The 18,699-nt window shown below is 63.0% G+C and carries 19 protein-coding genes and 1 pseudogene; 17 read left to right on the forward strand and 3 right to left on the reverse strand.

Translation table 11 applies throughout. The features are described 5' to 3' along the window. Window positions 1-20 precede the first annotated feature (20 nt). Window positions 21-5,672 carry an excinuclease ABC subunit UvrA gene (gene uvrA / locus ACG0Z6_RS00960; RefSeq protein WP_394457946.1) on the forward strand — a complete coding sequence of 1,884 codons (5,652 nt, stop codon included), beginning with the start codon at window positions 21-23 and terminating at the stop codon, window positions 5,670-5,672. On the opposite strand, the gene ACG0Z6_RS00965 is transcribed toward uvrA, so the two are convergent. Then, a complete protein-coding gene (locus ACG0Z6_RS00965) occupies window positions 5,673-5,900 on the reverse strand; it encodes a hypothetical protein (RefSeq protein ID WP_394457948.1) in 228 nt (75 codons plus the stop codon). A 141-nt stretch (window positions 5,901-6,041) separates the two neighbouring features. On the opposite strand from ACG0Z6_RS00965, the gene ACG0Z6_RS00970 reads away from it, so the two are divergent. After that, complete coding sequence (locus ACG0Z6_RS00970) at window positions 6,042-8,711, forward strand: S9 family peptidase (RefSeq protein WP_394457950.1); 2,670 nt, start codon at window positions 6,042-6,044, stop codon at window positions 8,709-8,711. Window positions 8,712-8,789: 78 nt separating this feature from the next. Here the strand turns inward: ACG0Z6_RS00970 and ACG0Z6_RS00975 are convergent, their stop codons facing one another. Then, a complete protein-coding gene (locus ACG0Z6_RS00975; RefSeq protein WP_394457952.1) occupies window positions 8,790-9,833 on the reverse strand; it encodes an integron integrase in 1,044 nt (347 codons plus the stop codon). A gap of 233 nt (window positions 9,834-10,066) precedes the next feature. Here ACG0Z6_RS00975 and ACG0Z6_RS00980 point away from each other — a divergent pair, with 233 nt between their 5' ends. From ACG0Z6_RS00980 to ACG0Z6_RS01045, 14 genes are all read left to right on the forward strand, one after another. Continuing rightward, on the forward strand, window positions 10,067-10,543 hold the full coding sequence (locus ACG0Z6_RS00980) for a hypothetical protein (protein WP_394457954.1): 477 nt from the start codon (window positions 10,067-10,069) through the stop codon (window positions 10,541-10,543). Between the two features lie 69 nt (window positions 10,544-10,612). Then, window positions 10,613-10,900 (forward strand): DUF2695 domain-containing protein, encoded by a 288-nt coding sequence (locus tag ACG0Z6_RS00985; RefSeq protein ID WP_394457956.1) that lies wholly within the window; start codon window positions 10,613-10,615, stop codon window positions 10,898-10,900. Between the two features lie 57 nt (window positions 10,901-10,957). Further along, window positions 10,958-11,266 carry a hypothetical protein gene (locus ACG0Z6_RS00990; RefSeq protein ID WP_394457957.1) on the forward strand — a complete coding sequence of 103 codons (309 nt, stop codon included), beginning with the start codon at window positions 10,958-10,960 and terminating at the stop codon, window positions 11,264-11,266. Between the two features lie 68 nt (window positions 11,267-11,334). Next, the gene (locus ACG0Z6_RS00995) at window positions 11,335-11,757 is read left to right on the forward strand and encodes a hypothetical protein (RefSeq protein ID WP_394457959.1); all 423 of its coding nucleotides are present in this window, start codon (window positions 11,335-11,337) and stop codon (window positions 11,755-11,757) included. A 45-nt stretch (window positions 11,758-11,802) separates the two neighbouring features. Further along, window positions 11,803-12,066 (forward strand): hypothetical protein, encoded by a 264-nt coding sequence (locus tag ACG0Z6_RS01000; protein WP_394457961.1) that lies wholly within the window; start codon window positions 11,803-11,805, stop codon window positions 12,064-12,066. Window positions 12,067-12,145: 79 nt separating this feature from the next. Next, window positions 12,146-12,433: a DUF2695 domain-containing protein gene (locus ACG0Z6_RS01005; RefSeq protein WP_394457956.1), complete on the forward strand. Its 288-nt coding sequence runs from the start codon at window positions 12,146-12,148 to the stop codon at window positions 12,431-12,433. Continuing rightward, window positions 12,430-12,975, forward strand: coding sequence for a DUF2314 domain-containing protein (locus tag ACG0Z6_RS01010; protein ID WP_394457963.1), 546 nt, complete (start codon window positions 12,430-12,432; stop codon window positions 12,973-12,975). Before ACG0Z6_RS01005 ends, ACG0Z6_RS01010 begins: the two co-directional genes overlap by 4 nt. A gap of 73 nt (window positions 12,976-13,048) precedes the next feature. Next, complete coding sequence (locus ACG0Z6_RS01015) at window positions 13,049-13,603, forward strand: DUF6714 family protein (protein WP_394457965.1); 555 nt, start codon at window positions 13,049-13,051, stop codon at window positions 13,601-13,603. Between the two features lie 54 nt (window positions 13,604-13,657). After that, on the forward strand, window positions 13,658-13,963 hold the full coding sequence (locus ACG0Z6_RS01020; RefSeq protein WP_394457967.1) for a hypothetical protein: 306 nt from the start codon (window positions 13,658-13,660) through the stop codon (window positions 13,961-13,963). A 68-nt stretch (window positions 13,964-14,031) separates the two neighbouring features. Beyond that, window positions 14,032-14,316 (forward strand): hypothetical protein, encoded by a 285-nt coding sequence (locus ACG0Z6_RS01025; RefSeq protein ID WP_394457969.1) that lies wholly within the window; start codon window positions 14,032-14,034, stop codon window positions 14,314-14,316. 66 nt (window positions 14,317-14,382) lie between these two features. After that, window positions 14,383-14,919: a GNAT family N-acetyltransferase gene (locus tag ACG0Z6_RS01030; RefSeq protein ID WP_394457971.1), complete on the forward strand. Its 537-nt coding sequence runs from the start codon at window positions 14,383-14,385 to the stop codon at window positions 14,917-14,919. 198 nt (window positions 14,920-15,117) lie between these two features. After that, on the forward strand, window positions 15,118-15,888 hold the full coding sequence (locus ACG0Z6_RS01035) for a hypothetical protein (RefSeq protein ID WP_394457973.1): 771 nt from the start codon (window positions 15,118-15,120) through the stop codon (window positions 15,886-15,888). 183 nt (window positions 15,889-16,071) lie between these two features. Next, window positions 16,072-16,575: an ankyrin repeat domain-containing protein gene (locus tag ACG0Z6_RS01040; protein WP_394457975.1), complete on the forward strand. Its 504-nt coding sequence runs from the start codon at window positions 16,072-16,074 to the stop codon at window positions 16,573-16,575. A gap of 430 nt (window positions 16,576-17,005) precedes the next feature. Continuing rightward, window positions 17,006-17,494, forward strand: coding sequence for a GrpB family protein (locus ACG0Z6_RS01045; RefSeq protein WP_394457977.1), 489 nt, complete (start codon window positions 17,006-17,008; stop codon window positions 17,492-17,494). A 147-nt stretch (window positions 17,495-17,641) separates the two neighbouring features. On the opposite strand, the pseudogene ACG0Z6_RS01050 reads toward ACG0Z6_RS01045, so the two are convergent. After that, window positions 17,642-17,785, reverse strand: a pseudogene (locus tag ACG0Z6_RS01050) (IS110 family transposase); the annotation flags it as partial. 120 nt (window positions 17,786-17,905) lie between these two features. Here ACG0Z6_RS01050 and ACG0Z6_RS01055 point away from each other — a divergent pair. Further along, window positions 17,906-18,547 carry a DUF998 domain-containing protein gene (locus ACG0Z6_RS01055; protein ID WP_394457979.1) on the forward strand — a complete coding sequence of 214 codons (642 nt, stop codon included), beginning with the start codon at window positions 17,906-17,908 and terminating at the stop codon, window positions 18,545-18,547. Window positions 18,548-18,699 lie beyond the last annotated feature (152 nt).

The following is an 18,699-nucleotide window of genomic DNA, read 5'->3' on the forward strand; positions in this document are numbered from 1 at the left end:
CTCTCCCAGGGTTCCTCCGCATGTCCGACGCCGATATCCGTATTCGTGGCGCACGCCAGCACAACCTCAAAAACCTGGATCTGGACGTTCGTACAGGCGAGTTGACGGTGGTGACGGGCCCCAGTGGCTCGGGCAAATCCAGCCTGGTGTTCGACACCCTCTATGCCGAGGGCCAACGCCGCTATGTTGAGACCTTCTCGGCCTACGCGCGCCAGTTCCTGGACCGCATGGACCGCCCGGCGGTGGACAAAGTCGAGGGCGTGCCCCCGGCCATCGCCATCGACCAGACCAACCCGGTGCGCACCAGCCGCTCCACGGTGGGCACCATGACGGAGCTCAACGACCACCTCAAGCTGCTCATGGCGCGCGGTGCGCGGCTGTTTGACCGCCAGACCGCGCTGCCGGTGCGCCACGACACGCCCCAGACCATTTACGCCGAACTGCTGGAGCGCACGCGCCAGGACAACCCGCGCCTGGTGCTGAGCTTCCCGGTGGAGCTGCCCGCCAGCGTCAGCGCTGAGGAGGTGCAGCAGTGGCTGTCGGCCTCGGGCTTCACGCGCGTGCACAGCGAGCGCGTGCAGGGCGAGCGCAAGATTCTGGAGGTGGTGGCCGACCGGCTGCGCCTGCAAGGCGCCGAGCAAGCGCGCGTGATGGAGGCCATCGAGCTGTGCCTCAAGCGCGGCGGCGGGCGCATGAGCGTGCATGTGCTGGGTGCTGAGCCCGACGCGCCCGAGCAGCTCTGGCGCTACTCCAGCGGCCTGCACTGCCCCGAGAGCGACGAGCGTTACCTCGAACCCCAGCCCGCGCTGTTCTCCTTCAACTCCGCCATGGGGGCTTGCGAGACCTGCCGCGGCTTTGGCCGCGTCATCGGCGTGGACCTGGGTCTGGTGATTCCGGACGAGAAAAAAACCCTGCGCAACGGCGCCATCAAGCCCCTGCAAACCCCGGCCTGGAAGGAGTGCCAGGACGACTTGATCAAGTACGCCGGTGAGGCCGGCATCCCGCGCGACACCGCCTGGAACCAGCTCAGCCCCGCGCAGCGCGACTGGGTGGTGGAGGGCGCGCCGGACTGGAAGGGCAAGTGGAACCAGCAGTGGTATGGCGTGCGCCGCTTCTTCGAGTATTTGGAGAGCAAGGCCTACAAGATGCACATCCGGGTGCTGCTGTCCAAGTACCGCAGCTACACCGAGTGCCCGTCCTGCCGCGGCGCGCGGCTGCAGCCCCAGGCCCTGCTGTGGCGCCTGGGTGATGGCGACTGCGCGACCCTGCTGCCGCTGGCGCAGCGCTTTTTGCCGCCCAGCGTGGGCTGGTCGCGCGAGCAGCTGCAGGCGCTGCCGGGCCTGTCGCTGCACGACCTCATGCAACTGCCGCTGCAGCGCCTGCGCCAGTTCATGGACACGCTTCGCCTGCCCGACGCGCTCATGGACGAAGCCCTGCAGCTGCTGCAGACCGAAATCCGCACGCGGCTGCGCTACCTCTGCGAGGTGGGGCTGGGCTATCTGACGCTGGACCGGCAAAGCCGCACGCTCTCGGGCGGCGAGGTGCAGCGCATCAACCTCACCACGGCCCTGGGCACCTCGCTGGTGAACACGCTGTTTGTGCTGGACGAGCCCTCCATCGGCCTGCACCCGCGTGACATGAACCGCATCGTGCAGGCCATGCAGCGCCTGCGCGACGCGGGCAACACCCTGGTGGTGGTGGAGCACGACCCCGCCGTGATGCTGGCCGCCGACCGCCTCATCGACATGGGCCCCGGCCCCGGGCGGCTGGGCGGGCAGATTGTGTTTGACGGCACGCCCGAGCAAATCCGCGCCGCCGACACGCTCACCGGCGCTTATCTGGGCGGGCGCAAGCACGTGGGCATGTGCTTGAAGCGCCCGGTGGAGGCGCACACGCCGCGCCTCATCCTCGAAGGCGCGCGTGCGCACAACCTGAAAAACCTCAGCGTCGACATCCCGCTGCAGCGCCTGGTGGCGGTGACGGGCGTGTCGGGCTCGGGCAAAAGCACGCTCATTCAAGACGTGCTCTACCCCGCGCTGGCGCGCTGGTTTGGGCAGGCCACCGAAACCCCGGGCGAGCACGACCGCCTGCTCGGTGCTGACGTGCTGGTGGACGCGGTGTTTGTGGACCAGTCGCCCATTGGCAAGACCGCGCGCTCCAACCCCGTGAGCTATGTCGGCGCCTTTGATGACATCCGCAAGCGCTTTGCCGACGCCCCGCTGGCGCAGGAGCGCAGCTACGGCGCGGGCATGTTCAGCTTCAACGCGGGCGACGGCCGCTGCCCGACCTGCGGCGGCTCGGGTTTTGAGCATGTGGAGATGCAGTTCCTCTCCGACGTCTACCTGCGCTGCCCCGATTGCGACGGGCGGCGCTTCCGTGCCGAGGTGCTGGAAGTGCACATCGAGCGCGGCGGGCGCAGCCTCAGCGTGGCCGATGTGCTGGACCTCACCGTGGCCGAGGCGCTGGCCGCTTTCGCGCAGGACCGCGAGGTGCTGGCGCGCCTGCAGCCGCTCTCCGACGTGGGCCTGGACTACCTCACCCTGGGCCAGCCCGTGCCCACGCTCTCGGGCGGCGAGGCGCAGCGCCTCAAGCTCGCGGGCTTTTTGGCCGAGGCCGCCAGCGCCAAGCGCCCCACGGCGCGCCAGGGCCTGGCCACCAAGGGCACGCTGTTTCTGTTTGACGAGCCCACCACCGGGCTGCACTTTGACGACATTGCCAAGCTCATGCGCGCGCTGCGCAAACTGCTGGCTGCCGGGCACTCGCTGGTGCTCATCGAGCACAACCTGGACGTGATCCGCGCCGCCGACTGGGTCATAGACCTGGGCCCCGAGGGCGGCGAAGACGGCGGCGAGCTGGTGGTTTGCGGCACGCCGGAGGAGGTGCGCGAGCACCCGCACTCCCACACCGCACGCGCGCTGCGCGAGTACGCCCAGCACATGGACCGCACGCCCATGGCCGTGGCCGAAGGGCGCCCGCTGCAAAGCCTGCTGCGCGCGCGCCGCGCGGTGGCGGCCGAGCAGGAGATCCGCATCGTCAACGCCCGCGAACACAACCTCAAGTCCGTGGACGTGAGCATTCCGCGCGGCAAGTTCAGCGTCGTCACCGGCGTGTCGGGCTCGGGCAAGAGCACGCTGGCCTTTGACATCCTCTTCAACGAGGGCCAGCGCCGCTACCTTGAATCGCTCAACGCCTACGCGCGCTCCATCGTGCAGCCCGCCGGGCGCCCCGAGGTGGACGCGGTATGGGGCATTCCGCCTACCGTGGCTATTGAGCAGCGGCTCTCGCGCGGCGGGCGCAAGAGCACCGTGGCCACGGCCACCGAGGTCTGGCACTTTCTGCGCCTGCTCTATGTGAAGCTGGGCCTGCAGCATTGCCCCAACGACGGCACGCCCGTGCAGCCGCAAAGCCAGGAAGCCATTGCCGCGCAGCTGCTGCGCGACTACCGCGGCCATCACATCGGGCTGCTGGCGCCGCTGGTGGTGGCGCGCAAAGGCCTCTACACCGACCTGGCCAAATGGGCCAAAGGCAAGGGCTTCACGCATTTGCGCGTGGACGGCGAATTCCTGCCCGTGGCGCCCTGGCCGCGGCTGGACCGCTTCAAGGAACACCACATCGAGCTGCCCGTGGGCGACCTGGTGGTGAGCGCCGACAACGAGGCCGAGCTGCGCAGCCTGCTGGACAAGGCCCTGGAGCACGGCAAGGGCGTGGTGCAGGTGCTCGCGCCGCTGGAGGGCTTGCACGCTGCGCTGCGCACGGGCGCACCCACGGCGGGCATTGGGCAGCTGCGCGTGTTCTCCACCAAGCGCGCCTGCCCCAGCTGCGGCACCAGCTACCCCGAGCTGGACCCGCGCCTGTTCAGCTACAACAGCTCGCACGGCTGGTGCAGCAGCTGCGTGGGCACGGGCCTGGCACTCAGCCGCGAGCAGCGCAAGCAGCTCGACGACAGCGTGCAGGCCGACGCACGCGGGCGCGAGCAAAGCTTCCCCGCCGAAGAACCCGAGATCGACGACCTGGCCGAGCACGCCTGCCCCGACTGCCAGGGCAGCCGCCTGAACCCCGTGGCGCGCGCCGTGCGCTTTGAGGGCGAGGCCATTGCCAGCGTGGCGTCCTGGAGCGTGGCACAGGCGCGGCTCTGGGCCGAGGGCCTGGCGCTGCAGGGCCGCGACGCCGAGATCGCGCGCGATGTGCTCACCGAAATCCGCAGCCGTCTGCGCTTTTTGGAAGACGTGGGCCTGGGCTATCTGACGCTGGACCGCGCCGCGCCCACGCTCTCGGGCGGCGAGGCGCAGCGCATCCGCCTGGCCGCACAGCTCGGCAGCCAGCTGCAGGGCGTCTGCTATGTGCTGGACGAGCCCACCATCGGCCTGCACCCGCGCGACAACCAAATCCTGCTCGGGGCGCTGGCCCAACTCAGCGCCAAGGGCAACACCCTGGTGGTGGTGGAGCACGACGAAGACACCATACGCCGCGCCGACCACATCATCGACATCGGCCCCGGCGCGGGCAAACGCGGCGGGCGCGTGGTGGCGCAAGGCAGTGCGGCCGACTTGGCCGCGCAGCCCGAGTCCGTCACCGGGCGCTGGCTGGCCCAGCCGCTGTGCCACCCGCTGCAGGCGCGCCGCGCCATCACGCCCGAGGGCCCGCAGCTCTACGTGCGCCAGGCGCGTCTGCACAATCTGCAGGGCCTGGACGTGGCCGTGCCGCTGCAGCGCCTGGTGGCGGTGACGGGGGTGTCGGGCTCAGGCAAGAGCACGCTGGCGCGCGACGTGCTGCTGGCCAATATGGCCGTGGCCGTGCCGCTGCGCCAGGACCCGGCGCCATGGCTGGGCTGCGCGGGCATTGAAGGCCACCAGCAGGTGGACCGCGTGCTGGAAGTGGACCAAACCCCCATCGGCAAAACCCCACGCAGCTGCCCGGCCACCTATGTGGGCTTTTGGGACGCCATCCGCAAGCTCTTTGCCGAAACCCTGGAGGCCAAAGCCCGTGGCTATGCCGCTGGGCGCTTCAGCTTCAACACCGGCGAGGGCCGCTGCCCGGCCTGCGAGGGCCAGGGCATGCGCACCATTGCCATGAGCTTTTTGCCCGATGTGAAGCTGCTGTGCGATCAATGCCACGGCCAGCGCTTCAACCCCCAAACCCTGGAAGTGAGCTGGCGCGGCAAGAGCGTGGGCGATGTGCTGAAGATGGAAGTGGACGAGGCGGTGGAATTCTTCGCCGCCATGCCCTCCATCGCCCACCCGCTCAAGCTGCTGCAGGACGTGGGCCTGGGCTACCTCACCCTGGGCCAGCCCAGCCCCACGCTCAGCGGCGGCGAAGCCCAGCGCATCAAGCTGGTGAGCGAGCTGGTCAAGGTGCGCGACGACGTCACGCGCCGCGGCCAGAAAGCCCCGCACACGCTCTACGTGCTGGACGAACCCACCGTGGGCCTGCACATGGCCGATGTGGCCAAACTCATCGGCGTGCTGCACCGCCTGGTGGCGGCCGGGCACAGCGTGGTGGTGATCGAGCACGACCTCGACGTGATTGCCGAGGCCGACTGGATCATCGACCTCGGCCCCGAAGGCGGCAGCGGCGGCGGGCACCTGGCGGCCCAGGGCACGCCCGAGCAGCTGGTGGCCGCGGCCACGCACACCGGCGTGGCCCTGGCGCCGGTGTTGGCGCGGGGGCGCTGATCAGCGCTGGCTGCGCGCTTTGCGGCCGTCGAAGTCGGCCAGCTGCTTTTTCAGCAAGGCCATGAGCACGCGGGCATTGGCCTCGCTCATGGTCAGCACGCTGGCGGGCTCCAGGCCGTCGGGTACGGCGCGTGGGCTCAGCAGGCAGTCCACTTTGAAACTGACCGTGCCGTGGCTGGAGTTGGTGGCGGCTTTGAACTTCTGGATTTCGATCTGGTGGGTCTTCATGGGGACTGCCGCCGCGAGCGCGCGCTCACATGCGGGAATGCGGGTGGGCGAGGTTAGCAGCAAACTGGCTTTTGCGCCGTGCCTTGCTGCCTAGAATCCGCCCTTTCGCGAGCGGCCCGTAGCAGGCCTGGGAGACTCGACTTGAGCAATTTCCAAACCCTTTCTCAACCCCGCCGGGGCTGGCTGCCCCTGTTGGCGCTGGCTGGCGCTTTGGCCCTGCCCGTGGGTCTGCAGGCGGCCAACCCCAGCAGCCCCGCTGTGCCCAGCGCGCAGCAAGCCCTCACCCTGGAGCGCCTCTACCGCGCCCAGCCCTACCGGGGCGAGGCCGCCAAGTCAGTGGCCTTCAGCCGCAGCGGCCGCTACATGGCGTTTTTGTGGAACCCCGCGGGCGAGCCCGGGCAGGACTTGTATGTGCGCGACTTGCAAAGCGGCAAGCAGCTGCGCCTGAGTTCGCCCGCGCTGATGGCGGCCTTTGACACCCCCGAGGCCATGGCGCGCTTTGAGCGCAAGCTCCAGCAGCGCAACAACGAGTGGGCGCAGCGCCAGGCACGCGAGGAGGCCCAAGCCGCCTACCTGCGTGGCGAGGCCGCAGACCTCTCGCAATGGGAGCACGCCGAGCTCGAGGCCCTGCGCAGCGAGCTCGAAGCCAAGCGCCAGCGCGACGAAGCCCGCAAAGCCGCCGACAAGGCCGCCCTGGCCGACACCGCAGCCTCCGCCCCCGCTGACGCCAAGGCTGAAGCCAAAGCCGAAGCCAAGAAGAAGGAGTTGGAGCTGTGGGAGCTGCGCGATGAGCTGAAGAAAAAGCAGCGCCGCGAGAAGCTCAAGCCCGAGGACCTCTACCCCGGCGTGGCCCAGTTTGTGTGGGGCCAGCGCGCCGATGAGCTGATCTTCCAATACCGTGGCCAGCTGCTGCGCTGGCGCGCGGGCGACAGCGCCGCCCAAGGTCTGGTGCAGCTGGGCCGCCGCCTGACGGTGGTGAGCTATATGCCGCGCGACGAGGGCTTCTGGTTCCAGGATGAAACCCGCCTCATGGCCATGCGCTTTGACCGCCCGGGCATCGTCCACCTCAACCCCGAGCTGCAACACCCCGAGGACGAGGACCGCAAATACCGCATCGAAGCCACCACGGTGAGCGAAGACGGGCGCTGGATGAGCTTGCTGGCGCGCGCGCCGCTGAGCGCGGGCGAGGGCAAGCCTGCGCCCAAGCCGGGCCGCCAGGTGGAGATCATGGGCTACGAAGAGCGTTTTGCCACCGCGCGCAAAGTGGACCGCGAAGTCTCTGACGACAAGCGCATGCTGCAGCCCCTGGCGCTCTACATCCGCCCCGTGCCCAGCCAAGGCCAGGGCGCTGCGGCCCAGCCCCAGCCCGTGTTCACCCACCCCGGCGGCGACACCTGGTTCGAGGTCTCGCCCCTGGCCTGGACACGCCAAGGCAGCCATTACGCCTTCGCCACCTGGGAGCGCGAAATCAGCCGCCTGCGCGTCTACCTCGGTCGCGCCGACGAAAAGGCCAAGCCCGAGCTGGTGCTGGAGCGCCGCGGCCCCATCCACCATGAGCTGGTCAGCGCGCTGCGCCCACAGTTCACGCCCGATGGCCACCACCTCGTGGTGGTGCTGGACCAAGACGGCTGGCGCCAGCCTTTCGCCATGGACCTCAACAGCCGCAGCGTGAAACCCTTGCTGCAAGGCCAGTTCGAGGCCCACCAAGTGCTGGGCTTCAGCCCCGACAGCCGCCAGATGTTTGTGCTGGCCAACAAGGACGACCTGGGCGCCATGAACCTCTGGCGCGTGGACATGGCCAGCGGTGCCATGACGGCGCTGGGCCAGGCGCTGGACTACCACCGCAACGCGGCAGTGTCACGCGACGGCCAGTGGGCTGCCGCGGTGGCTGGGCACTGGGGTTCGCGCCCTGAGCTCAAGCTGCTGAAGGCGCAAACCAACACGCCCCAGGTGCAGACCCTCACGCAAAGCCACGACCCCGCCTGGGCCGAGGTCGACGCGCTGCGCCCCGAGCGCATCGCCTTCACCAACCGCCATGGCGACACGCTGCACGCCTACGTCTTCAAACCGCAAAACTGGCGCGCCAGCGACCGCCGCCCCGCCGTGGTCTACGTCTACGGCGGCCCGCTGCACGACCGCCACACCGTGGAGACCGACAGCTTCCAGCCCAGTGGCTACCTCTTCAACATGTACATGGCCGCGCGCCATGGCTATGTGACGGTGAGCGTGGACACGCGCGGCCACTCCAACTACGGCCGCCGCTTTGCCGACGCCAACTGGGAGCAGCCGGGCCAGCCTCAGACCGAGGACCTGGAAGACCTGCTGGCCTATATGAGCAAAAACCTGGGCGTGGACCCGGCGCGCGTGGGCCTCAACGGCTGGAGCTTTGGCGGTTTCCAAACCCAGTTCACCATGTTCACCAAGCCCGAGCTGTTCGCCGCCGGCATTGCCGGTGCGGGCCCCACCGAATGGGAGAACTACAACAGCTGGTACAGCGGGCGCACCATCGGCAAGGTGGACCGCAGCAAGCCCGTGCTGCGCAAGTACTCGCTGCTGCCGCTGGCACGCGGGCTGCGCAAGCCGCTGATGCTGGTGCACGGCATGCAGGACGACAACGTGCTCTACCAAGACACCGTCAACGTCTACCGCGCGCTGCTGGAGTCCGGCAAAGAAGGGCTGGTGGAACTCTTCCTCGACCCTGAAGGCGGCCACGCCATGGGCGGCGCGGTCAAAACCCTGAACTGGCACCGCAAGTACGAGGCCTTCTGGCTGCAACACCTCGGCCCCGCGGAGCCTGCTGCCGCGCGCTAAGTGTTGAGTGGCAACCGCTGGTTACCCACCCAGCTCAGTGGCTGAAAGCTGCCCCGCAATGGGGCAGCCTGCGGCGAGTCAGTTTCCGGCGGATCGGGTCGGCAGCGCATCCAGCGGGCTGCGAACTGCTGCACCGCCAAGCTTTAGCACATGGGTGTAGATCATGGTGGTGGCCACATCGGCATGCCCGAGCAGCTCTTGCACCGTGCGGATGTCGCTGCCGCTTTGCAGCAGGTGCGTGGCGAAGCAGTGGCGCAGGGTGTGTGGTGTGGCGGGCTTGGCAATGCCTGCCGCCGACAGCGCTCGCTTGAAGGCACGCTGGAAAGTCTGGTCGTAAAGATGGTGACGTCGGATGATGCCGCTGCGCGGGTCTGTGGAGAGATGGTCTTGCGGAAAAACCCAGAACCAAGTCCAGGCGCTTGCAGCACGTGGGTACTTGCGCTCCAGCGCATGGGGCAGTTCCACACCCGCCTGGTTTGAGTCAATATCGGCCGCCCAGATGCAGCGCGCCCGGCTCAGTTGCTCACGCAGTTCTGTATGCAAAGCCTGCGGCAGCATCACCACGCGGTCCTTTCCGCCCTTGCCCGCCCGAACGATGAGGGCGCGCTGCGCAAAGTCCAGATCTTTGACCCGCAGCTGCAAGGCCTCGCTGATGCGCAGGCCTGTGCCGTAGAGCAAACGTGCCAACAAGCTGTGCTCGCCCGGTGGCATCTGCGCCAGCAGTTGCCCCACCTCCTCGATCGACAGCACCACGGGCAGTCGCTGCAAGGTCCGGGGTCGGCCGATCTCCTGCATCCAGGGCAGATTGACGCACAGCACCTTGCCATAGAGAAAGAGCAGGGCCGACAACGCCTGCTTGTGGGTGGAGGGCGCCAGCCCGCGCTCGGCGGCCAGATAGGACAGGAATGCCTCGACCTCCGGCCCACCCATGTCGGCCGGGTGGCGCAGACCATGCCAGCGAATAAAGGCACGGCACCAGAAGACATAGGCCTCTTCAGTGCGGCGGCTGTAGTGCAAATAGCGAATGCGTTCACGCAGCTGATCGAGCAGCCGGACGGCCTTCAGCGGCGGCAGATTGACCGTGGTTGCAGTGGCAGCACGCAAGGCGCTACGCGATGACATTCCGCTGGAATTTGGTGGCAACATGCAATGCTCCTGCACGTCGGCAAGTACCAAGGCAGATGTAACAAGCTGCCGGATTTGCAGGCAAATTTAGTACTGTATGAACATACAGTCAATCGCGAAGGATCCGTTTTGTATCAAAGACTTGGGATCAGAACAGCGCCCGAAGTTATGCAGCACACGCCGACGTTAGGGCGCAGCGCCTGTCTCCCCATATCACGTTAAACAGCAAGATGCGACCGCACCTCTTCGATCCCGTCGCTGCAAATCCAAGCCTGCCGGCCGCGCAGAAGCTTGCCCGAGATATCTATGCCCTCCACGAGGCAGGTGCGACCTACACCGCGGAACTTCGCGAATTGGGTTTATTGGCCGGGCGAATCATTTCGCTGCAGCAGGTCATGGGTGCCTTCGGGTCTATCGGGCCAGAAACCTTCGCCCAGAAGTCTTTGGTTGATTGGCATGCACTTCCCACTGATGCAACAGAGGCCGAGATGCTTGAAATGCTTCAGTTGGTCTGTCTTGCCAAGGGCTCAGAGTTCCAAATCGAGTACTGGGTGGAATGCCTGCGCGTCAACACAGGTGATGCACGCCTCTGCGATTTGATCTTTTGGCCCGACGAGTACTTTGGAAGACCGGTTTCCAAAGACCTGTCGGCTGAGGAAATCCTCGAAGTGGCTTTGGGGCGTGCGGGAGGCGAAATTGCTGTTTAACCCTTCGCTGCAGCGGACGGCTTCGCCGCCCGCTGAGCTTGAACGTTGGGCGGCAAGGAGCGAAAGCTGATGGACGCAAGTGACCGAGATCGAAAGAAGGCCTGGAAGCTGCAACAGCGGAAGCTTGCGCAGGACGCGTTTCCAATCTCCGATGCGCTGCTGGAGTCGCTGTTCAAGGCTGTGGATGCTCAAGTTGAGAACTCGGGCTGCGACCACACATTGCGATTCACTCAGTCATGGATTGCAGAACACAAGCAACCGGAGGCGGAAATTCTTGCTTGGTTACGCGAGCACGGTGGGTTTTGCGACTGCGAAGTTCTCTCAAACTCCGCAGATAACTGGGAGCAGAACCGATGATCGATTGCCGCCCAACCCATCATTCCACCGGACCTGCGCGAAAAGCCGCGCAGGCCGGTGATTTCAAACGTTAAGCCGCAAATGCTCTTCAGGATCGAGTACATCGCGCAGAAGGCGCGCCCGGCGTTTCTCTTTGCAAGACAGATTGAGGCGGGGAATATCCAGCTTTCACCGTCGAGCTGCCTTGGAGGTGTTCCGATCAGGCAGCATCTGTCTCAGCCGCGAACGTTGAAGCCCGACGGCAGTCCTGACTTGACGGTATTCGCCTTCACGCTTGTCACGGCAAATGACCTACCCAAGCTCAGCGTCGGCCAGCATGTAGAGCTGTCCAATGACTATTCGCAAGGTGTTGGTGATGCGGCTTAACCTTTCATTGCAGCCGACCTGCGCCAGCTTCGCTGGCTGGTCGGCTGAATTCCAACGTTAGACGGCGTATGGCTACAGCCATCATTGCGGGAAGAACGTTCGAGTGGTCGTTCGTGACCAACACGAATGAGTTCAAGCCATTGGAGCGTTTTGGTGATTCTGCGGGGGTAGACGTGCTCCGCATTTCGCTGCCGGGTACTGGATTTGATGTCGCTATCCGCGTGCTTACGGGGCAGTACTCCGATGGCACTCATCGGTATCTGGGGCCTTTGCTGGTCGTAGGCAGCGAGTTTCCTGCCGAGCAGCACGCCGTTCCAGTTGGCAACATGCTTGCGCTGCGCCCAAAGCTTGTGAGCCTCGCGCCCGATGAGCCAAATGCAGCTACGGTCGAGCGCATCGTCCAATGGTGCTGGAGTCCTCGCTTCAAAGCTGTCCGAGTAAATTCCAGCGGCGGTCGGTGGGTTGGCTATGGTCGCGAAGCCGCCATCTAACCTTTCACTGCAGCGGACGGCTTCGCCGCCCGCTGAGCTCACACGTTGAAGCGCATGGACATCCGTTGGTACACGTTCGCGGAGATCTGCGGCCGCGACTTTTCGGGATGCTCGTTTAAGGAAGAGCTAGTGATCAGTTGCGGCGGCAGCGAGGACATTGCTAGGGTGTTGTTCTTCCATCTTCGGAGTGAAAGCCTCGCCTGGCTTCAGCGCGTCGTTCCGGCACTGGGCGACCAAGTGCCAGCCAGATTGATTGCCGACGGGCAAGCGGACCGTGTTCGCGACTGTCTTTGGAGCATGCCGTGCTGATGCGCTTCAACCCTACGCTCCAGCGGACGGCTCCGCCGCCCGCTGAGCTTGCACGTTGGGCGGCAAGGAGCGAAAGCTGATGGACGCAAGTGACCGAGATCGAAAGAAGGCCTGGAAGCTGCAACAGCGGAAGCTTGCGCAGGACGCGTTTCCAATCTCCGATGCGCTGCTGGAGTCGCTGTTCAAGGCTGTGGATGCTCAAGTTGAGAACTCGGGCTGCGACCACACATTGCGATTCACTCAGTCATGGATTGCAGAACACAAGCAACCGGAGGCGGAAATTCTTGCTTGGTTACGCGAGCACGGTGGGTTTTGCGACTGCGAAGTTCTCTCAAACTCCGCAGATAACTGGGAGCAGAACCGATGATCGATTGCCGCCCAACCCATCATTCCACCGGACCTGCGCGAAAAGCCGCGCAGGCCGGTGATTTCAAACGTTATGCCTCTGCAATGAAGTTCGTCGCTGTCTCACTAGCCGCTGCCGTATTTGCCAGCCTTAGCGTCGCATCCGATGCAGCTTCGGCAAATCCCAGCGCGTCTGCACAACGAGCCCTGCCTAAGTTCCTGGCCGCAGTCCACGACAAGCCGGATTGGGCATCAAGGTTTCGCGTCTACGTGGAGCTTGGTACTGGAGCTCGTAGGGAGCCCTTCTGGCTCAATGACTTTCGGGAGGATGCTGACGGGTACTCGGGCCTTGTCTCTTCGGTTCCGCGCGTCGCGGAAGGTGTTCGTTTGGGCCAGCGTGTGGCGGTCCGGCCAGAGCAGATATTGGACTGGACATACGAGCACCCAAAGACCCGGAAGATTTCGGGCCACTTCTTTCTCTGCGCCGAATGGGCAGCCCTGCCGGTCGAGCAGGCAGACGAGCAGAAGCAATATTGGGGAGTTTCTTGTGATGGCCAACAGTAATCGCGGCCGGAGGCATAACCTGCCTGTGGAGCGGACCGCCTTCGGCGTCCGCTCACCTTCACGTTAGGACTCTATGAAGAAGTATCCATCCCCGAAAGACATCGAGGAAATGCGAGCGCGAGGATACGAAGCGTCGACTATTGAGAAGGCTGAACAAGAGTCGAAGCGTTGGCATCTTGCCCAGGCGATCGAAGCTCAGATACGTGAAGCCTTCTTCGCAGTGCAGCTTGGCCAAGGAGTAGGCCTTCGACAGGCGCAGGGTATTGATGGCTACGAAGAAGAGGAGGAACTAGCCGCCTATCGAGTGTCAGATGAGAAAGTCGATTGGTCGCGTATCCCGTCCTCAGCGCTAAACGAATGCAATAGCAGCTTGAGCTTCTTTGATGCAGAGGGGATGCGGTTCCATCTGCCAGCGTACCTGCTCGCCGATCTGAGTGGTTCCTATGAGTTCGGTATGGCCTTCTGTCTGACTGACATCGGAGATTTGCGCACCGAGCAGTTCGCGCTGCTCTCGCCAAAGCAGCGCGACGCGGTGCGGGCTTTCTTGGAGTACATTTCAGAAGAGGATGACTATCTGTTCGATAGGCCCAACATCCTTCGGGCGCTCGCAGAGTATTGGCATCAATGAGCGGGAGCGTCCTAACAAAACCATGCAGCCGACGTGCGAAGACGCACGCGGCTGATGGTTATCGTTAAGCCGCAAATGCTCTTCAGGATCGAGTACATCGCGCAGAAGGCGCGCCCGGCGTTTCTCTTTGCAAGACAGATTGAGGCGGGGAATATCCAGCTTTCACCGTCGAGCTGCCTTGGAGGTGTTCCGATCAGGCAGCATCTGTCTCAGCCGCGAACGTTGAAGCCCGACGGCAGTCCTGACTTGACGGTATTCGCCTTCACGCTTGTCACGGCAAATGACCTACCCAAGCTCAGCGTCGGCCAGCATGTAGAGCTGTCCAATGACTATTCGCAAGGTGTTGGTGATGCGGCTTAACCTTTCATTGCAGCCGACCTGCGCCAGCTTCGCTGGCTGGTCGGCTGAATTCCAACGTTAAGCCGCAAATGCTCTTCAGGATCGAGTACATCGCGCAGAAGGCGCGCCCGGCGTTTCTCTTTGCAAGACAGATTGAGGCGGGGAATATCCAGCTTTCACCGTCGAGCTGCCTTGGAGGTGTTCCGATCAGGCAGCATCTGTCTCAGCCGCGAACGTTGAAGCCCGACGGCAGTCCTGACTTGACGGTATTCGCCTTCACGCTTGTCACGGCAAATGACCTACCCAAGCTCAGCGTCGGCCAGCATGTAGAGCTGTCCAATGACTATTCGCAAGGTGTTGGTGATGCGGCTTAACCTTTCATTGCAGCCGACCTGCGCCAGCTTCGCTGGCTGGTCGGCTGAATTCCAACGTTAAGCGTCATGAATTCGGTTGCCATTCGTCATGTCGAGAAGTTCCCTGAGCCCGACTTTTCACGCCTGAGTCGAGAAGTCTTCGCCGACATTCAACAGTCATCGGTGGAGCTCGCGTCGACCCTTGCCGCCGAATCCTCTACTAGCACCTCTGGTGGTCTTGCCCATCCGCCAATGTATCGCCTTGGCGCCTACTTGGAGGAGGAGTTGGTTGGGTGGTCGTGCGGCTGGATGGAACGAGGTAATGTCTTCTACATGGCGAATAGCGGCGTTGTGTCCACTCATCGGCGCAGGGGCGTCTATTCATCTCTCCTGTCGGCCATTCGTGAGTACGCTAGTGCCAACGGCGCAGTGGCCATTCGTTCCCAGCACTCGGTACTAAACAATCCAGTCATCATCGCCAAGCTGCAAGCGGGCTTTCACGTCTCCGGGTTATCCCAGTCGGCGCAAATGGGCACACTTGTCGAGTTGACCTTTCACTTCTCCGAGAAGCGTCATGGGCTGTTCCGTACCCGCTCGCTGCCGTATGTCACGCCTGACGCCTAACCCCTCCGTCAAGGGGACCTGCCTGCGGCAGGCCCCTTACGTCGAACGTTAGGCGTCACCAAACGCATCGGTCGCAAATCATGTGAACATAGACCCCAATGCCGCGCACACCGATCAATAAGGAGGATCTGCGACCAAAAGAGACACTTCATTTACGCAGTAGATCAAGAGACCATTCACAAAACGCAACATTTACTCATGACTCAAATCGCTCAACTCACCAAGGCAATCGCACTCTCCCTCGTTGGAGTGCTCGCTGGATGCGGTACTGTTGACACCAAGACAGTTGTCTCGAACAGCGACGCATACTTGGCGAGCAATTTCACGCCGGACCAATTGGCGCAGCCAGTGCGAACGCTAGTGGAAAAGGGTGAGCAATTGCCCAAGCAGTTCAATCGAATCGAATACAAGACAATTGCGGACCTCGACGAGGAAGGCAAGATCTACCAAATCACTTCCGCAAGTACGTTCATCAATCTGGGTAATGGATATATTCAGAACAAGACAGAGTACTCCCGCAATGGCGTACCCTACCGAATTAACCTCGCGCTGACATTCGCAGGCATATATCGACTGAAGACACAGACCACATTCGTCGATCGCTCGAATGCGCTTTATCCACTTGACACCAAGGAAATGTCGAAGTTCGATCGAGGTCTTGGCAAACCGCAGGCGGGGCAGACCTATGGCATCGACGCAAAAACCGGGAACGCACCTCAACTAATGAACTTCTCCGACGAGAAGCATGTTTGTACTGCGAGCCAGGCGGTGCAAGCAGCGTCTGTCCACGCAAGCCTTTCCGGAACCGCAATTCCGCTCGAATGCACCATGACGGGCGCGAATGGTGTCGTTGTCGGCAAGACTAAGTTGATGTGGATATCCGACCTTGGCGTTGCATTTCAGACCGAGTACACAAATTCCCGTACCACCAGCCGCTACAGGCTGGAGTCCGTGAGCATTCAGAGATAGGCACGCGAATTAGCGCATCGGACTTTCAAGTAGATCCCATCCGAGTGACGCCTAACACCTCGGTCAACCGGAGCACCAACGGCGGACCACCAGGCCCGGCCTGGCGGTACGCGGCACATTTTCGCCAGTCCGGGCCTGGCGTCCCGCCGTTGGCGCCCGGTTACCTCGAACGTTAGGCAGCCTATGTCGACCGACATCGAAGTTCGTCGCAGTCTCCTCACCGCGGTTAGATCTTGCAAAACCGACGAGGCGCTTGATCTACTGCATCGTAATCCTGATTGCTTGCAGATAGAAACCCCCTTCGGTTCCTGGCTACACGTAGCCGCTTCGTCGGGAGACCTAGTTCTCACAAAGAATCTAGTTGCTGCAGGTATTGAGGTAAACCGCAGAGGTGGAACCTTTGATGGAACCGCAATTAACCTTGCAGCGTCATCAGGTCACTACGATATAGTAGTTTTCTTGCTCAATAGCGGGGCCGAACTCGACGTAACAGAGCCCGAGAGAAATCCACTATTCGCAGCAATTTTTGGTGGTCACGGCTCAATTGTAGAGCTTCTCGTTCGGCATGGGATTGACTACAGAATCAAGTATTCAGGGCGTCATATGAAGTCAATGAGTGCTATCGAGTTCGCGAATGAACGTGGTCAAACAACCATCGCTGAGTACCTGAAATCATTGCCGGGTTAGCATGTGTAGCCAGTTGCCTAACCCATCTAGTGGGACTCCCCAATAAATCAAGCCGTCATTGAATTCTTTGGGCATTCCGTTCCCCACGCCAAAGGCGAGCCGATGCATGGGCTCCATTCGCTCAACGGGCCGTCGTGGCACAGACGGGTTACCGAGTTCTCCAGGCATCGGCTCTGAATGGAATTGGGGCGTAGGCGTGCGGTGGTGGCGCTGAATCAGACAGACTGCATTTCTAGTGTCGGGCTTGTTGGAGCTATGTCGAGGCTGGACAGGGCGCCTACGAGCAGAAGTGCTGCCAGCGCGTGGTACAAAACTTGACTCAATGTGCCCGTCAGATGGGCTTCGAACTCACCCCCACCCCCGCCGCCATCACATGAACGCTCTCAGCGTCAGAGCCGCATGGGCGGTGGAAGTTTCTTGAGAGGTTTTCATGCTCCTTTTAAAGCCCAGCGAATACCAAGCTGAAATTGCGGCGCGCTTCGAAGACGTGCGCGCTGTAATCAGCACATGGGTTCCAGAGGGTCGAGTCGAGCATATTGGGTCTTCAGCCATCCCAGGCGCAGTCTCCAAAGGCGACCTGGACATTTGCCTCATCGTTCCGCTATCCGCTCATGCAGGCATCGTTTCACGGCTTATCACCCAGGGGTACCAGGAGCAGCAGGACACGCTTCGCACTCCAGAGCTTTGCATGCTCAATTCCCCAGCATCCGCGGCCGAGCACGCCATTCAACTGGTGGCGGCAGGCTCCGAATTCGAAGGGTTCGTCCAGTTCAGAGACGCTTTGCTTGCAAATCCCGCACTTGTTGAGGAATACAACGCGGTCAAGTCACAGTCTTCACACCTTGGCGCCGACGGCTATAGGGCGGCTAAATCTGCATTTATTGCCACCGTTCTGGCATCTATTAACGCAAAAACCTAGCCGTTCGTTCAGCCGGACTTGCAGCTGCGTTCCTGCGCAGGCGGTCATTTCATTCTCGACCTGTTTCGTCCCTCTGTTGCAAGCCGGTTAACTCAAACTACAAGGGCTTCCCCTTCAAAACCCGCCGCCGTGGAAGGGGTGGAAGGGGCAGGTCAACAGGGCAGCGACCAGCGTGTGCAGCTTCTTGCGTGGTACGGCTGTGCGCAGCAGCTGCGCCTTGCCTGCCTCGTTCACCCCGTGCAGGGCAAATACGTTCTTGGCGAGGTCGATACCCACAGTCAAAATGGCCATGATTTCCCCTTCCGAGTCAGTTGATGAGATACCGTACTTCCCATCGTGGCACTCCGTTGCCGTTTGCCGCAATGCGGCCCGCTCGGGACGGGGAAGTCCCTTTCATTCGTTAGCCCCCACATGGCCCAGCCCTGGCTCTCTCAACGTGCAGCAAAACTCAGCGCCGTCACAGCCCTGGCGTGCTTCGTCGTCATGGCGCTCACGGTCGTCGTGGCAGGCGCCCTCACGCCAGGGTACAGCCACGTGTCGCAGTACATCAGCGAGCTTGGTGCTCGCGGTGCGCCGCAGGAGTGGGGCGTCCGACTTGCCGGGTTTCTACCAGCGGGCATTCTCCTGCTGGCGTTCTGTTCGTTTGCCTATGCCGCACTCCCACGATCTTCTGGCACCACTCTGGCTCTAGTCGGCCTCGCCTTGTATGCAGCCGGCTACCTCGTCGCCGCCGCGTATCCCTGCGACCTTGGTTGTCGTCCGGACAAGCCTACTGCCTCGCAACTCATCCACAACGCAGCTGGCCTGCTTGGGTACTTGCTCGCGCCAGCGTTCCTGCTCACCTTCGCACGCGCTGCCCGTACCTGGCCGGGCGCAGGTCACCTGGCCGTGGCTGGGTACGCGGCGGCCGGGCTCGCACTAGTCGGCCTGCTCACTCTCTCGCCAACCTCATCCACCGCGGGCTTGAGCCAGCGCCTGCTGGAGTTCGCTGTACTCGGGTGGGCGGTGTACTGCGGCAGGTACCTGTCCAGCCAAGTCGCGAGTGGGGCCTAACCCCTCTAGTGGGACTCCCCAATAAATCAAGCCGTCATTGAATTCTTTGGGCATTCCGTCCCCCACGCCAAAGGCGAGCGGACGCATGGGCTCCATTCGCACAACAGGCCCTTATGGCACAAACGGGTTACCGAGTTCACCAGGCATCAGCT

It is taken from the genome of Roseateles rivi (assembly GCF_043555845.1).
In the GTDB taxonomy this organism is placed as follows: domain Bacteria; phylum Pseudomonadota; class Gammaproteobacteria; order Burkholderiales; family Burkholderiaceae_C; genus Roseateles; species Roseateles rivi.

Coding starts and splice junctions, on each gene's coding strand:
- ACG0Z6_RS01030 (WP_394457971.1), top strand. CDS start 14,383: ATGAATTCGGTTGCCATTCGTCATGTCGAGAAGTTCCCTGAGCCCGAC.
- ACG0Z6_RS01035 (WP_394457973.1), top strand. CDS start 15,118: ATGACTCAAATCGCTCAACTCACCAAGGCAATCGCACTCTCCCTCGTT.
- ACG0Z6_RS01010 (WP_394457963.1), top strand. CDS start 12,430: ATGATCGATTGCCGCCCAACCCATCATTCCACCGGACCTGCGCGAAAA.
- ACG0Z6_RS01015 (WP_394457965.1), top strand. CDS start 13,049: ATGAAGAAGTATCCATCCCCGAAAGACATCGAGGAAATGCGAGCGCGA.
- ACG0Z6_RS01025 (WP_394457969.1), top strand. CDS start 14,032: ATGCTCTTCAGGATCGAGTACATCGCGCAGAAGGCGCGCCCGGCGTTT.
- ACG0Z6_RS01055 (WP_394457979.1), top strand. CDS start 17,906: ATGGCCCAGCCCTGGCTCTCTCAACGTGCAGCAAAACTCAGCGCCGTC.
- ACG0Z6_RS01045 (WP_394457977.1), top strand. CDS start 17,006: ATGCTCCTTTTAAAGCCCAGCGAATACCAAGCTGAAATTGCGGCGCGC.
- ACG0Z6_RS00965 (WP_394457948.1), bottom strand. CDS start 5,900: ATGAAGACCCACCAGATCGAAATCCAGAAGTTCAAAGCCGCCACCAAC.
- ACG0Z6_RS00975 (WP_394457952.1), bottom strand. CDS start 9,833: ATGTCATCGCGTAGCGCCTTGCGTGCTGCCACTGCAACCACGGTCAAT.
- uvrA (WP_394457946.1), top strand. CDS start 21: ATGTCCGACGCCGATATCCGTATTCGTGGCGCACGCCAGCACAACCTC.
- ACG0Z6_RS01040 (WP_394457975.1), top strand. CDS start 16,072: ATGTCGACCGACATCGAAGTTCGTCGCAGTCTCCTCACCGCGGTTAGA.
- ACG0Z6_RS00985 (WP_394457956.1), top strand. CDS start 10,613: ATGGACGCAAGTGACCGAGATCGAAAGAAGGCCTGGAAGCTGCAACAG.
- ACG0Z6_RS01005 (WP_394457956.1), top strand. CDS start 12,146: ATGGACGCAAGTGACCGAGATCGAAAGAAGGCCTGGAAGCTGCAACAG.
- ACG0Z6_RS00980 (WP_394457954.1), top strand. CDS start 10,067: ATGCGACCGCACCTCTTCGATCCCGTCGCTGCAAATCCAAGCCTGCCG.
- ACG0Z6_RS00995 (WP_394457959.1), top strand. CDS start 11,335: ATGGCTACAGCCATCATTGCGGGAAGAACGTTCGAGTGGTCGTTCGTG.
- ACG0Z6_RS01020 (WP_394457967.1), top strand. CDS start 13,658: ATGGTTATCGTTAAGCCGCAAATGCTCTTCAGGATCGAGTACATCGCG.